General features: G+C 60.8%; 6 protein-coding genes. All 6 read right to left on the reverse strand.

The genetic code is table 11. The features are described 5' to 3' along the window. Positions 1-555 precede the first annotated feature (555 nt). The 6 genes from BV106_RS30765 to BV106_RS30790 all read right to left on the reverse strand — a co-directional run bounded on the left by BV106_RS30765 (position 556) and on the right by BV106_RS30790 (position 15,532). Positions 556-1,047, reverse strand: a complete 492-nt coding sequence (locus tag BV106_RS30765; RefSeq protein WP_038171333.1) for a PaaI family thioesterase — start codon at positions 1,045-1,047, stop codon at positions 556-558. A 229-nt stretch (positions 1,048-1,276) separates the two neighbouring features. Next, on the reverse strand, positions 1,277-2,302 hold the full coding sequence (locus tag BV106_RS30770) for an aldo/keto reductase (RefSeq protein ID WP_038171335.1): 1,026 nt from the start codon (positions 2,300-2,302) through the stop codon (positions 1,277-1,279). Between the two features lie 107 nt (positions 2,303-2,409). Then, on the reverse strand, positions 2,410-3,054 hold the full coding sequence (locus BV106_RS30775) for a hypothetical protein (RefSeq protein WP_038171337.1): 645 nt from the start codon (positions 3,052-3,054) through the stop codon (positions 2,410-2,412). A gap of 63 nt (positions 3,055-3,117) precedes the next feature. Then, positions 3,118-7,308, reverse strand: coding sequence for a hypothetical protein (locus BV106_RS30780; RefSeq protein ID WP_038171339.1), 4,191 nt, complete (start codon positions 7,306-7,308; stop codon positions 3,118-3,120). Further along, complete coding sequence (locus BV106_RS39025) at positions 7,305-11,933, reverse strand: hypothetical protein (protein WP_265596249.1); 4,629 nt, start codon at positions 11,931-11,933, stop codon at positions 7,305-7,307. Before BV106_RS39025 ends, BV106_RS30780 begins: the two co-directional genes overlap by 4 nt. A gap of 14 nt (positions 11,934-11,947) precedes the next feature. Then, positions 11,948-15,532 (reverse strand): hypothetical protein, encoded by a 3,585-nt coding sequence (locus BV106_RS30790; RefSeq protein WP_265596250.1) that lies wholly within the window; start codon positions 15,530-15,532, stop codon positions 11,948-11,950. Positions 15,533-15,792: the final 260 nt, after the last annotated feature.

Here is a 15,792-nt window from a genome sequence, read left to right on the forward strand (position 1 = left end):
TAGCTCGTCAGTCGAGCCATTGAACGCTTCCAATGCCGAGCTAAAGCTCTGGACTACTTTGAGCAGCGCATGCGGCATTGGTGTTGAAAATCTCCTCGAACCGATGGCATTCGCGGCACTTGCATTGCCGCCACAGAACGCATCCGGCGGGACGCCGGACCCACGCACCGGCTGGAAGCCGGTGTCACCTATCTCTGAAGGAGATGTCTATCTCAGCCCAGGGTTGGACGAGCCTCAAGCGAGTCTACCCTGGGTACAGCCACCGATGATGATCAGGTGGGGAAGCCGACGGCACGTCTTATTCGCAATGCCCTGATCTGAGAAACCCATGATGATTCGCGTGGATATAGCGACCTCTCCCGCTCCGGTCACTCAGAAGGCCGCTCGACTGAGCGGGGCTGGGAACCCCCGCCTCCTTTATCCCAAGCCATCGTGCACGTGGCTGCGTGACTTGCATCACCTGAACTTCGGCGACTGCTGCCGAAGCCAATCTCCCCAGCACCTCAAGTCTGACGTCTGGTGTCTGGAAGTCTGGCGTCTCCGACTTCGTCGACCTCAGATCTCCAGACACGCACAGTGGGTTTCAGGAAACTGCACTGAGTCATCCTCCACCACCAGAGTCACCTCGGCGACGGCGACGAGCACCTCCACTCCGGCCTGGGCTCCCTGGCTGTAAATGTCCACTTCCACCACGGCGATGCTGCGGGAACACCGCAACACATTGGCCACGGCGCGAACCGTCCGGCCGGTCGCTGTTTCCAGATACCGCAGTTTGAAATCAAGCCGCACCACGCTTGTATCTGGAGCCACCACGGACTTTACGGCGCTCCTGGCAGCATGATCCGCCAGGGAAGCCTGCACGACCGCATGCAGAGACTGCTGGGGCTTGCCCATCCAGGCGGGCAATTCCACCTGGGCGGTGCAAATGCCTTCTTCAGTCGCCAGTTCACGGACACCCAGTTGATTGATGAAAGCGGCATCCACAAACAGATTCGTGACCTTGGTCAGCGACACTTCCGGTTCAGAGGATGGGACGGTGGATCTCATGGAGTTCAGCCGATGGGGGGGTTTTGTAAACTCCCCGCCTGCACCGGAGTCTGATGCAGGCTGGGAATTCGGCTCCCATTCTCACTCCATGAATCGCTCCGGGCGACCTGATTCACTGGCACTTTTGTCGGACTGACGGGTGTTTTTGCGGGGTGGCTGAAGACTTGCCTTCCGGCACCCCTTGCCCGTCTCCCACTCGCCTATCAGGGAATCCCCCAAAACGCCGACATCACGCCACAGGCGGCGGATTGCGCTCAAAGCCCTGCTGATGCCAGTACGGATAGATCGCAGGAACCTTGCTGGCGGCATCCAGTTTGGCCACCTGCTCCGTCGTCAGATTCCATCCCACCGCGCCCAGGTTCTGCCGCAGTTGCTCTTCGTTCCGCGCCCCGATGATCACACTGGAGACGGTGGGACGCTGAAGCAACCAGTTGATGGCCACCTGCGGAATGGACTTGCCGGTTTCCTCCGCCACCGCGTCCAGAGCGTCCACCACCGTGAAGAGGTATTCGTCCGGAACTTGAGGGCCATACTTGGCCGTGTCATGCAACCGGCTCGTCTCAGGCAGAGGCTGCCCCCGACGCAATTTGCCCGTCAATCTCCCCCACCCCAGCGGACTCCACACCATGGCCCCCACCTTCTGGTCCAGACCCAGCGGCATGAGCTCCCATTCGTACTCACGCCCGATCAGCGAGTAGTAGGCCTGGTTGGCCACATAGCGGGCCAGCCCGTACCGGTCTGCCAGCGCCAGAGATTTCATGAGATGCCAGCCGGAGAAATTTGAGCAGCCCAGATAGCGGATCTTGCCTGCCTTGACGAGATTGTCGAGGGTGCCCAGCGTCTCCTCAATGGGGGTCATGGCATCGAAACCATGAAGCTGAAAGAGATCGATGTAATCGGTGCCCAGCCGCTTCAGGCTACCCTCAATCGAACGGATCAAGTGGTGACGGGAGGAGCCGACGTCGTTGGGACCATCGCCAAGGCGAAAGGTGGCCTTGGTGGAGATCAGCACCTGCTCCCGGCGGCCTTCAATGGCCTTGCCCAAAATCTCCTCCGCCTGCCCATCCGAATACACGTCGGCGGTGTCGAACATGTTCAGCCCGGCCTCGAGACAGATGTCCACCATCTTCGTGGCTTCGGCTACATCGCTCCCGCCCCAGGCCTTGAAGAAGGCCGTGCGCCCTCCCCAGGTACCGGTGCCAAAAGTCAATACCGGCACCTTGAGTCCGGATCCGCCAAGCAGTCTGTGTTCCATGAGAGTAAAATCGGTAAAGCGTTGAGTTGATGCGTTGCACCCCTCAGTACGCCACCCACCCCCTCTCCAGCCGCATGATCCTCCCTGGAAACGCCATGCTCCTCCGATCAACCGGATACACGGCTCTCGAATTTGGCCAGCTCCAATTTCCTCACCAGGTTTGACCGGGCCTGCGCTTCATATTTATCCCGAAAATGGCGCGTCCTGTAGATGAAGTTCCGCTGCAGGAACTTCCGCAGCACGTCACAGCGCTTCTGCGCATAGAGATCAACCGGCACCCACTCATACTCCCGCCGGATGGCGCGGTCGTATTCCTCGAACCTCGGCCACAGCTGGCCCAGGATGGCCAGATCCACATCCACCATCACGGCGCCGTCAGTGTCCGGTTCTGCCTGATGAGTCTTGGTGAGCATCACCAAATCACGAATTTTCGCGCCCAAATCCCCGCCCTCCCGTCCTCCTTCCCGGAGACATTCCAGGGCGAGATCAGCGCTGCGTTCTTCATTGTCTGTGGCACGGGTATCGTACACGGCATCATGAAACCAGAGGGCAAACTCCACCGCGGGAGCCTCAGCCACCAGATGACGGGACTCATCCAGTCCCGCCAGACACTCGTTGAGGTGACGCGCGTTGTGATAAGCACGCCCCACCTCTCCATACGCAGTCATCAACCGGTCAAACCAAGGCGCTGCCGCTCCTTCCAATCCCAGTTCCGTCCACACCTTCTCAAACCTGGCCTTCGTCACACGCATTCCATATCCTCCATCACCCTCAGGTCCCGCATTTTGCCCTCATCCTGATGCATTACGCAACATCTATCGCATTCTTTTTCGCCTCGCGCGGAGAAGCGCTTCAACACCTGCCAGCACGGCCAGCCCTGCCGCCAGTGACCAGAGCGATGCGGTGCGGGCAGGTTCCCAGGGTTGCGACAGATTCATCTCCACCGTGGCGTGGTCCTTGAGCTTGCGGAAATGATACACAGTCCCCGAGAGCGGCACATCCACCGGCAGTGAAAGACGCCCCGCTGGCTTGAGCTGAGGTTGCTGCGGTTGGGCACCAAATGGATCTGGCTGGCCGAAGCCTCCGCCACCGGCAAAGGGGTCCGCAGGAGCGGCAGCAGGCGCAGCCGCGGTCCCCAGAATGGCAGGAGCTTGATCTTGCCAAGCTTGGCTCACTCCGTTCAGCATCTTGGCACGCTGATGATCGCGGGCGGTGTCAAAATACTCGCCGCGTTTCTGCTCCGCACGCTCCATACCCCGACGTGCCGCCGAGTTGTACCTGTCCAATCGCAACACATCCTGAAAGGTCCTGACGGCTGCATCATAGTCTGCAATGTTGTAGTAGCTGTAACCTTGCTGCAACAGCCGCTCCACTTCGGCGACTGGTGCAGCAGCTGGAGCAGATGGCGTTGCCGGAGCGGGGGCAAACGGGTCCGCCCCCGCGGGTCTCTCTGGCAACGTGATAGCTGCCACACCGGAGGAAGTGATGATTTGAGATCTAAAAGGATCGCGATTGGCCAGAGCTGCACTTGGGCCAGTGGTGAGCGACGGTGCATTCACTGGAACATCTGCAATGACTGGCGGGTTCACTTGAGCCCCCTGCGTCATGGGCACCTGCGTTATCGATCCAGACACGACCGTGGCCATCTGCTGCGAGTCGGTGGAATTATTGTAGACGTTGGCTCTTCCCAGATTCGCCCCTTTAGAAGGAGTGGGTTTTGCTTCCGCGTTTTTGGCCCCCGTGGCCTGATCCTTGAGTTCACTCTGCGGCTTGCCCGCTGCAAAGAACTTGTTGTCCACCGCCACGTTGTCATTCAGCACCGTGTTATCCCCAAATGGCACGGCTCCGAAGCCACCGGTGGCACCGCGAAGCTGACCGCCATCGACCAAGCCGTTGGCCGCCCAACTGTTGCTGCTCACCCCTCCCTGCGGAATCTGGGGCGGGTCGAATTGTCCCTGCATAGCACCATTGCCGTTCGTCCGATTCCCGAAGACCGGCACCTTGAGACGGTTCTCATCCAAAACGAGGTTTTGCTGTTGCAGTTGCTCCTCGATCTGACGATTGCTTTTCGACAGCGTCGCATCGTCATCCGCGACGAATTCCTTCCCCTTCATTTTGGAGGGCTTGCGGTTGTACGAGCTGCTCTTCTTATTCTGCTGATACTGCTGGAGTTCCCGCAGTTGTTTCTCGGCATTTCCCAGCGCTTCCTGCGCATCCGCCTGACTGATGTTGGAAGAGCTCGCCACACGGTTCAGCCGCATCGCGTCGCTCAGTTTCTGCTGAGCTTTTTCATCCTCATAGATCTCTTCGACGACGGCTTCCATGTTCCCATCGACGGAGCCTAGATCGTATTTCTCCGGCACCCACACGTTCCAGAGCGTGCGCTCTGCGGAGAGTCCCACCAGTTCAGGATCATCCAGCTTCGTGCGCCCCTTCAACCCCTTCCGGTTCGAGGCATTCACACGATAGACCAGTTGCACTTGCTGGGACAGCTCACCGGGGCGCATCTGAATGAGCGGGATCAGAAACAGGGATTTCCCGTCACGCTCACCCAAGTCCGCACGCACCCGCTCGCCACCCACTGTCACCGAAACCAGCTCCGCCCCTTCCGGCAGGCGCACGGGTAGAAACTGCAGTGATCGATTGGCCAGGGAGTACACCACCGTTTCCCACCGCTCTCCGTTGGGGCGCAGGGCGGAGGTGATGTCCGCGAGAGTGACAATGGCGGCATTCCCCGCAGTGGCCTCCGTGCGTGAGAAGCTGAGCTTCACATCCGCCTGGTCATTCCGCCCGAGGAAGTACTGGGCCTGCCCCAGTGCCGTCGGCAGATAGGGCACATTCTGTGCGACTGTTTCATCTACCCCTTGCAGGGAGGACTTCACCTCGCTGGCGGACGCATTGTCCACAATGAAAAAGCGGCGGGCTCGCGTTGCCCCGTCCACCTTCACCAGAGGGAGCGCCTGAGTTCCCTCTAGCGGCAACTCCCAATCGAGCGTCACCGCCGTTGTGTTCAAGACATCGCTCTGGAATCCTACGGCGTACTCCCTCCGGTCTCCCACCACCCTGGACTGGGTATCCCGTATATTGACTCCTCGCACCCTCGCCTCCGGCAGAGAGGCGGGCAGGTTCAGTTTCAATTCACGCAACATCCCCTGATCCATCTGCACTCCCACTTGTTGGGAGTAGAGCAGGCCCGCATCCGTCGCCTGGGCCAGGAGCACGGCGTTGACACCGTATTTGGCAGGCTGCGGAAGCAGAGACACCGGCGGCAGATCCGACAATGCGGCCTCTTTCACATCCAGCGACTCCCAGCGCAAGGCACGCTTCACCGTCTGCGGCTCCGTCACGGAGAACACACTGCTTGACGTTGTGACATCGAACTCCCGCCACTTGGTTCCTGGAGCAAGACCAATGCGGGTCTCCGTAGCGGCATGCGTGGCGAGATACGCAACGGCCTTGAGGCCCAAGACGCCCTCCACACTCACCGCGGGCAGCGTCACCGCTGCCGCCGCGGTTCCCGGCGGACGCACCTGAGTCAGATTCAGCACGATCCGCACCTCTCTCAATCCGCTCGCGTCAAACTGGATGAAGACTCCTGCGTCATCCCGCTGCCAACTCTTGATGCCAGGCCCCGTGAGACTCTGCACCTCATATCCTTTGACGAGCGGCACGTATGCCTCATGGAGAGGCAACCGGCCTGCATGGAGCGTCAGGGCAGCGAGGATCTCCACCTTCTCCGCGCTCAACTGATAGACCGCTTCCACCTCGCCTGTGACGCCATTCGGCGCCGGCTCCACCTTGTACTTCAGGTTCGCCTGTCCCGGAGCAATCCAGTACCCAAGACCAACGACACTGGCATCTGTCCGTCGCTCCAGTTCTGGTCCAGCCACAGGCGTCACGACCAGGGCCGGGGAGGCTCGCAGCCCCACCGCCCTCTCAAGCCTCGTCGCCAGGGCACCCACGTACGGCGCGGTTCTTTCCCCCGCAGCACCGGATGCCGCACGGCTGAAGTCAGCCGTGAAGGTGAACTCATCCCGCACCGGGGATGCTGTGGTAATTTCCGCAAACTTTCGAGCCCCATTCTCGCGGACGACAACGGACTGCACGCCGGTCGCGGACCAGCGCAGCAGTTGCAGATCACGATCCACCTCCAGGGTGAACTGGCGCCGCTCCGCCCCGGGAAATCTGAACCGGGCCAAGACGTCCACCTTCTCCTGCAAGGGGCGGGCCGTCACATAGGACTGCACCTCCGCCACTGCTGGCACGGCCACGCCGGTTGCCCGTCGGGCGGGTTCGCGCTGTAATTTGAGCTCCCGCACTCCGGCCAGGGCAAAGGTGAATACGCGACGTCCATCCCTTACCTCTTCAGATACCATTTGAGCCCCCACACCTGCACCCAGACCAGGCAAGCCATCCGTCAGCGGCACAATCACCCGCAGCACACTGGAGACCGCCACCGGGAGTTTGAGAGTCGTTTCCTGCCACCCCTGGGGCAGGGCACGGGAAGCCTTTCCGGCCAGCTCATGTGCCCCCGGTTTCTCAATGAGGACCGCTCCGTCCTTCAGCGGCGCAGCATGGCCATCGAGCGTCCATTGACTTCCTGCCGAGTCCCCCAGGGCAAACTCGAGCGGCAGGGTTCGCCAGTCACCTTGAGTAGTAGCCTGCAGCCTGCTGCCCACCACCACCTCCGTCTCGCGCACCTCCACCTCATGCAGCGCCAGGTTCACCACCGCCGCCTCGCCTTTCAGCCCCTCCTTGTCCTTTTCCGGGCGACGCGCCTCCTTGGCCAGATCCCACAGTTTTTGAAAGGCATCGTAGTCGAGGTAATAACGCTCCGGCTTCTGCCCCTGCAATGGCCGGGAGGCATCAAAGGGAACGATCACCGAATGCACCGCGGGGTCCGCGGGAAACTCCGGCTTCTCCTGGGCCCGCAAACCGTGGCTCAAGGCCAGGCAAAGAGCCCCTCCGACCACCAGCTTTTGATAGTTGAGTGAGGAATGGTTCATACCGCGAACTCCTTTCCGCGAATCTGCCGTGAAGACGGGACCGGAGTGGACCAGAGCAGGAGTTTCCATAGAAGTCGAAGGCCAAAGCCCAGCAGCCAGCCCAACAGGAGGGCATTGCACGAGGGCAGCAAGTGGGGGAACAAAAGGGGCGGGGCGAACGTGAGCAGCAGGCAAACGAAGAGAGTGCTCATCCAAGGACGATCCCGCCCGATCAAGCGAAACGCCAGGGCTCCGAGGATCACCAGAAGGCTGGTGCGGAACAACTGCCAGTCCCAGGAGACGTAGTGGATCACGAGTGGATCTGCCTTTTGATGGCCTGTGAATTCCAGGACCTGCCCAGCAGTCGGAAGGTCCAGCTCCACAGGAAGTATCCCGGCCTTGCTGGACTTGATCGCGGTCTGCTTGGGAACAACGATCACCACCCCCGACACAAACGCTTCTATCTGGTCAAGATTGGGCTGGGTATTGCGCACGATCAACCTGTTCCGTAGAGGATCAAATGATGCTGAAGATCCTTCCGGGAATTGGATTCCTTGCGCCTTCAGTATATCAGTAGCGGAAAAGTTGCCGCCGTGTCGTGCAGCTCCCCCACCCTTAAGAAAACTGGGAGGCACTCTGTAGCTACGCGTGTATTGCTCGGTACCCACGTCCGACAGAGGGACGACCACCACAGCGAACGGCTCGATCTTGTATTTCATACCAGCCAGTTCAGTCACATATCGCAACACCTCGGTCATAGGCACGTCCTTGAGATCCAGGCTGATCTGCGCCGTGCTGGGTGTAGAGCCATGCTTTGCTATGAGATTGATGCCTTTTCTGGAAGGATCTCTCTCCACCGTGTCAAAGTCACGACTCTTGATTCGCAAAAACTCAAGCGCTTCCTCGATCGAGGCTCCTTGGAACTGGACTCGGGGAATGATGATCCTGTCCATCTTGTTGGTGTAGTAGCGACTGGCATCTGCGCCCTCTCCATTTTGAGGCATTTCCTCGAATTCCTGCAGGCCCAGATAATCCGCAGTCTTTTCTGCGCTCTGGATGCTTTCCACAAAGGCCTCCACCTGGTCAAGATTGGGCTGTGTATTGCGAGCCACCAACGCCTCCGCCTCCGCATCGTAGGCAGCATTCGCCCCTTCAGGAAACTGGATGCCCTGGGCCTTCAGCAGATCCACCACTGAAACCAACCCTTTGGGCGGCAACTCACTCTTGTGTCCGGTCGCCTTACTCTGCCATTCAAGATAACGCCGCAGCGGAAACTTGTAGCGCTGCGTGTACTGCTCTGCGCCGACGTCAGACAAGGGCCCCACCAAGACATGGTCTGTCTTAATGACGTACTTATAGCCGGCCAGTTCTGTCACGTAGCGTAGAGCTTCAATGAGGGGCACATCGGTCAGGTCCAGGCTAATCTGTGCGGTGCTTGGGGTGGATCCCGTTTGCACAACCATCCGCACGCCTTTCTTCTCCGGATCACTTTCAGTGGCCATCCTGTCGAGTGCACTCGTCGCCACCTCCAACGAAGCCCCCTGGAATTGCACCTTCCGCAAAATGATTCGTTCGAGTTTCATCGTCATCGCCTGGATGGCAGCAGCATTATCCGGGCGTTGACTTTCGATCCACCAGTCCCCCTCACTCGCCTTTGAACCCCCTCCTGGCAGAAAGTCCACAGAAGCGGCCATAGGCATACTTGAGCCTGAATGCCAGTAAGGCCACGGCATCTCATCCCAGAGAGTCGCCAACAAACTCCGGGGCGTATCTGCCTGTTCTTCTCCCACTTCCAATCCACCGCCGCTGTGATGCAGGGCGTAGCCGTCTGGTGCATGCACCTTCCACTGTGAGCTCAGCACCGGCACCCCTTCCAGCACCGCAGGCGGTTCCAGAGGAGTCTTGCCCCACGAGCCCCATGTGATCGGGGCCGTTTCATAGACCACCTTGGCCGATACAAAATCGGCCTCGGAATTCAGCACCGGCAGTGGCACCCGCAACTGATCAGCACCTCCAGCCTGCACGGGCTTCACAGGCCGATCCTGCACCAGTGTACTCAACAGCACCGCTCCCTTGGGAAGCGCCAGCGAGAGGAACTGCCGGCCATTGTGCCGCAGTGTGTAGGTCACCTCATGGCGCACCGGACCATTCTGGCCGATGATGCTCACCATCCGGGCCTGCAACACGAGAGCCCCCGCAAGGGCGGCCGGTTTATGCCGTTTGGCCGTGATCTGGATGGAGTGTTCTCCACCTGTTGAACTGAAGGCAGCGATCACCCGATGTCTCGGCTGATAGCCGGAAACTGCTGGAGGTCGCAGCGAGTCCAGGGGCTGCACGCCCTTTGTTTCGAACTCAATCTCCGTGTCGGTATTCGCCTCCACCACCCAGGCCGTGGTACGACGTCGGGCTCCGGGCGTGCCGATGTCCGGCAAAGTGGAGCGCAGAGACTGGCCGTCTCCATCTGTCGCAGGCAGGCTCATCCGGAACCGGATGCTCTCCGTGCCCAGCACTTCCTTCCGCAGCGTGAAGTGCCAGACGCCTGTCGCATCATCCAGCACCTGCTCCGCCACCAGCGGAGACGTCACACGGAACAAAGGCGCCAGCTTGGGATCCAGTTTTACATCGAACTTGCGCAGCGGCGCTCCGTTCACCAGCAGTTCGAGCTGCCCTTCGATCTCCACCTGCCGCGCTCTCGGCAGGGCATAGGCCGTCACCGCGACATCGTGCACGGGGGCGCGGCGGGAGACTTCAAATTGAAGCTGCCAGTCCTTCAGGCAATACCAGGCCATGCGGCCTTTCACCGGGGAGAGCCTGATGTCACGTGCCTCCAGGCCGGTCGTGGCAGTCACGTTCACTTTCCACGATTCATCAAATGCCAGAGCGACATATCCCGTGGTCCGTGCTGAGCCAGGAATCTGAAGCCCGCTCAGGGCAAAGGCTTCGGTGCTCGCGCCTTCTGCGGCAGCCGTGCCGATCTCCTTGCGAGTCCGCACCACAAAGATCGCATCGGTTCCAGCCGCCAACCCACGGGGCCAAAACAACTCCAGGGCCTGGCCCACCTGTTTCCACTCCAGCGGAGCGGCACCGGGTGACTGAGCCCCCAGGAAGGTTTCCCCCGCTGGCAGTGTCACCGAAGCCCTTTCGGTAGTCCCCGCCTCACCATGAAGGGTGAGAGTCCGGGCAATCGCAGCCTCATGCGCGGACAGGGTGACACTCGTGTCCTGATCCACGCTGAATCGATCCGGCGCGCGAGTCACCGTGATGGCCGTCTTGGCAGGCGGCGCATCGAAGTCCATGGCCGCGACAAATTCCGGATGCTTGCGGATATCATGGTTAAGTGCAGTCGCCGCCTTGGCATCCAGGCCAAACACTTCCGCTGATTCGCGGAGCACCGCAGGCCAAGTACCATCCGACACCTCCTGCCCAGGTGGAGAACTGCTTCGCAAGAGCTCGTCGAACCTCACGTCCACTCCGGAACTGGCAAGGAGCACACAGCTCCAGCCATCAAACAGACTGCCTCGTTCATCCTTGAATACTGGCAGCGTGGCTTGCGTCGATCCCGAGAGAGGCAGAACCAGGGGCTGCTCAAATCCGATCACGAGGCTCCGCACGGAACCTGGGAGCCCCGCCTCTTCAACCTCCAGACGGTTCCCCTCCAACTTCCACCGGTGCTGACCGATGTCTGACCTTACTCCTAACACCTGTACTCCGGCAGGCACCTGAATGTGCAACCGGCCTCCTTCCATCTCAGGCAGCAGGGCATAGGTCAGCATCGTCACTCCCACCAGCTTGTCCGGAGTGAGCTTGCAGATCATCCTTCCACGCACAGCGCTTTCCCGGCCATCCCGACGGGTGGCGTCCGCCCTTTTCCAACCCACGGTGAACAGTTTCAACACGCAAAGCCTGGAACTCACCGCGTCTTTGAGACTTACATTCTGCTTCATGTAGTGCCCTGCATTTTCAATGGCACGCACGCCCGTTTTGACGACCTCCCCATTGAAGTCCACCGGCTTCCAGCCTTCTGGCAGATTCAGTTTGACCACGGTCGACGAAGCGGTGGCCAAAGCCGCGACTGGCGATGTCGAAACAAATCCGGGATGCGATGACGTCACCATGGCGAAGACAAACTTCAGCTCGTGCCGCCCCTCTCCTTCCGTGAGCACTCGCACACTCTCCTCACCGGCATGGATCATCACCGGTCGCTGCGACTTCACATCGACCAGCTTCATGCTCGCGCCATCGCGCACCGGCAACGGCAGTTCGACCTCGCACCACCCTTTGCCCAGATTGTTGAGCACGTAGCGATACTCCACCTGCACGGTGGGCCCTTCGGGCGGCACCGTCACCTCCACACGCGCGTCTTCGACGGCGGTGGTCACCGGCGGCTCCGCACTCTCGATGGGCTTCACCTTGCCTGCATCGCGAATGAGCGCCTCGTACTGCTTGGCATCGAGCATCACGGCATTCGGATGCTTCTTGAGCACTTCTTCCAGGTGCTTGGTGGGCACCCACAGCTCCACTCGCGTGGCCGGGGTCACCAGAGCCTCCTCAGCGGAGGCCCTCGTCCCCAGAAACGGGCTTGCAGGAAACAACGACGCCACCAGTGCGAGGCACCATGGACGCCGGAATGAATTCAGGCGGGTCATTTCTGGATCCTCCACTAGGAGTTGCTCTTGCCATCATTCTCCGGGCTGCTGCCCTGGCCAGACGGGGATGGAGGCTCCACCTTGGGGAGCTCCGGCGCGGCGGTCTCAGACGCAGCCACCGACGGTGGCGTTGCCTGAGCAGACGCAACTGGAGCAGGCGTGGGATTGCTGGCCGGAGGCACGACGACGGGAGGACTCAACCGCTTCTTGAACATCTGAGCCCGGGTCTTGATTCGCTGAATGACCCCGCAGACGAACCACAAGACCGCCACCAAGATCGCAGCCAGCACGGCCCCCTTGGCCACCTGCGCATTGGCAGCGCTCACCAGACCGGTGACGAGCAGACCGCCCAGCCCGAACAGCACCAGGAAACGAAGCTTGTCCGGCAGCGGGTGATGCCAGCGGCGCAGCCCCAGCACAATGACTCCGAAGAACACCAACGTCTCAAGGAAATAAGACCATCCGCGCGAGCGGTAGGAGATGTCTGTGGCGGCCGGTGCCCCCAGACGATGCAGCACAAAGTTGCGCCCCTGAGTCGGCACCTGGAAGTCGAAGGTGCTGCGATGCTCCGCAGGAATGGCCGGCGCGGGAGTCCAGTCTCCAGAACTCTGGGTGAACTGCGGACCAAAGGCTGGCACTAGGGAGTTGACGATGCCGCGGAAACGGCCCCATCCACGCTCCTTCAGGCTCAGGGTCATGGGCCCCTTGAACTTCGTGTACTCATGACTCTCCGGCACATAGAGCGCCTGCTGGGTCTGAAGCACCACCGCCACATCCGCCAGCGTGGGTGGCACGATGGAGATGCCGCCCATCCACCCCATCTTTTCTCCCGCCTTCGGGCTGGGGATCTCATAGACGAACCGGACCGGGAAGGCCGTGTTGCGAGCCGCGGCACCGGAAGGAAGCCGCACCAGGAGATCATCAGAACCCTCCCGCTTCATGGGTCGCTGAGATTGCGTAGCCACGAAGACGTCACTGACCAGCTTGGCCCCCTTGGGCAACTGCACCGTGAGGAACTGCCGGGCATTGTTCTTCAGCCAGTAGATGACCTCCGTGGTCTGCGCACGATCCGTGGCCACTGCAGTGGTCAGCACGGCATGGGTCACCACGGTCTGCGGCACTTCGATATAGGCATTGCGCGCCACATCCAGCTTCAAGCTGAGCGGCTGGGTCTTGTACTTGAACGCCAGAAAGACACCCGTCTGCTGGAGCTGGTCGTTCAGCTCCTTGGGATCGATCTCCTCGAGATTCTCCGCCACCGGCTCGCGAATCTCCAGGCTGTCATCCTTCACCACGGCCACCTGGCCGGTCTCCTGGAACACTCCCGGCACATGCACCTGCTGGAGCTCCACCTTCGCCGCCTCGCCGCCGGCACTGGGCTGCTCCAAGTTCAAGGTAATATTAAACATCCCCTGGCGCTCATTGCGCAAGGTCACCTCCCACAGGGCATAGGCCTCCAGATTGGGCAACAGAGGGGCCGCCCCCGCCGCCGCTGCGGGCGGCTGGTATTCCTTGTTCACCTCTTTTACCAGCGGATCCACCAGACGAAGCTCAGCGGCCGCGGCCTTGGGTACCGCGAGAATGAATTTGTCGATCGCGGCGTACGCCACATCAAAGGCCAACGTCCACTGGTGCAGCGTGGACTGTTCACGGATCTGCGCCAGCGTCAGCACCTGCACGTTGACCTGAGGCGGCCGCTGCTTGAAGCCCAGGGTGGCCTGAGTCTTGACCGCATCCCGGTGACGGAAGGCCAGGGTCAGTTCACGGTTCTCCGCCGTGGTCTCTTTGAAGTTCAACACATTGACGTCTTCCAGCCGCAGATCCCCGATCTGTTTCGTGGTGGCCTCCAGGCTGGTGTGCACCACCACGCCGATCTTCGCCTCATACCGGTAGCCGGGAGTACTCAGGAAATAAGTCGGCACCACGAGGTCCTCGGTGGGAGAGGTCCGCAGCTTCTGCCCCTGCACGGTAAACTTGGTATTCCCCAGCGTCTGCGAGTCGAATCGCAGCACGAGGTGGTCTTTCTGCACCGCCGCACCGTTGACAGTGACTGCCTGCTTTTCCACGCTCCATTTTTCCGGCGGCACTCCCACGACTTCCCAGCCAGACCAGCCATCAGGCAGAGCCACGCGCGCCTCGAACAGGCCCACTCGACGGATGTTGTACGCAAATTCCGTCACCAGCTTGGAACGATCCCGGTCCACGATGAAGCGGCTCACACTCTCGACATCCACCTGGGCCACGGCTGGCACCACGCCCACCTGGAGCTTCGCGGGATGTTTGAGATAACGATAGGCCGCGACATTTACCAACCCCTCCGCGCCAGCACCTGCGGCAGTTTGTTGAATGAGCCCCTCTCCTGGTTTCGGGGTGACATCCAGCTGAGATTCCGCCAGGACACCGATTTCACCCCGATCCTGCACCGCTCCCTCCACCACCACATCTGGAACTACCGCGTCCGCAGGCAGCTTGGGCAGGGGCGACTCCAGCGCCAGCGTGCCGCTCCACTTGTCTTTCACCGGCGCGTTCGTGGAAACAATCAACAGCTGACGGTCGCCCTTCGCCTCCAGCTTCCATTCCCTGACATCGGTGCCCGTCACGTTCAGGATCTCCTGCCCGGCTGGCACGCTGAACTTCACCTCACTCACGGGAGCCCGCAGAATGCGCAGATCCACGGCGGCCTTGGTGGCCACCGATCCGCCCCGCACTTCACTGGTTACCTTGGTCTGGGCCAGAATCAGCGGCGCCAGCGCCGTAGCCGCTTCGGTCTTGCTCCAGGTCACGCCAAACTGCGTGCCGTTGCCAAAGAAGAAGGACAACTCTGTGTCCTCACCCACAGGCCGGGAAGTGAAGGCGGCAGCAGGCTTTACCTCAAACTCCCAACCCTTGCCCGGCACCACCGCTGTGAACCGGGATACGGCTGCCGTCGGAAGCCCAAGCGGCACGGAGAACTTGCCCCCTGTCTTCGTCACCGGCGCATAGAACTTGAGCTTCAGCTCATACACCCCTTTGTCCGGCACGATCACATCATAGCCGTCTGGCTTGCTGGAGAGCACGGCCTTGCCCGCCTCTGCATCCCCCACGGCGGAGAGCTTGCCGCCCTTTGCCAGCGGGATGGTCAGCCAGCCTTTCTTGAATGACTCCACGGTGATCTTCGCTTCCACTGCCAGGAGATCCCCTTCCACCTTGCCCGTGTACTCAGCCCGCGAAACGATCCCATCCTGCGGAGGCTTGGTCTCCTCCTCTGTCCGCTTGAGATTCAGTTCATTCCAGAGTTCGAGGAATTCCTTGTACGGCAGGAACACGCCCTTCCCGCCATCGGTGAACACCTTCTGCAACTCGGTGTACGGCACATAGATCGTGCGTTCACGCTCACGCACCGGCACCCCGGAGTTCTCTGGTGGCTTGGATGGGGCGGGAGGCACCACCACCGGAGGTGGCGTCGGTACGGGCGCTGGTGCTGGCGGAGTCCCGACCGGTGGAGCCACCGGTACCGTTGGCGGAGCTGCCGGGCTCGGTGGAGCGGGATCTTGAGCCGTCAAAAGACGACCCATCGTGAAAACTGCCATCAGGGCGGGGAGGAAACGACGCGCATTCATGAGGGGGTGGACGGGGAGCGGCGGGCACATGAAAATGCAGGAAGCCTGCATTTTTGGCTAGAAACCTACAAAAATCCCTGATGCATGACAAGGTTCTCGGAGAAGAACCGTCTGTCACACGTCATAGACCAGGACCGCCTGCATCACGTTGCCGCAGCCCTGCCCTTGGAAAAAACGCAGGTTTCCCATCATGCCGCGGCCTCGGCCACCCGGAGTCAGCCCCTTGTCACATCTTTGTAAGGGTTTTGTAAGCGGCGAAG

It is taken from the genome of Verrucomicrobium sp. BvORR106 (assembly GCF_000739655.1).
Classification (GTDB): domain Bacteria; phylum Verrucomicrobiota; class Verrucomicrobiia; order Verrucomicrobiales; family Verrucomicrobiaceae; genus Verrucomicrobium.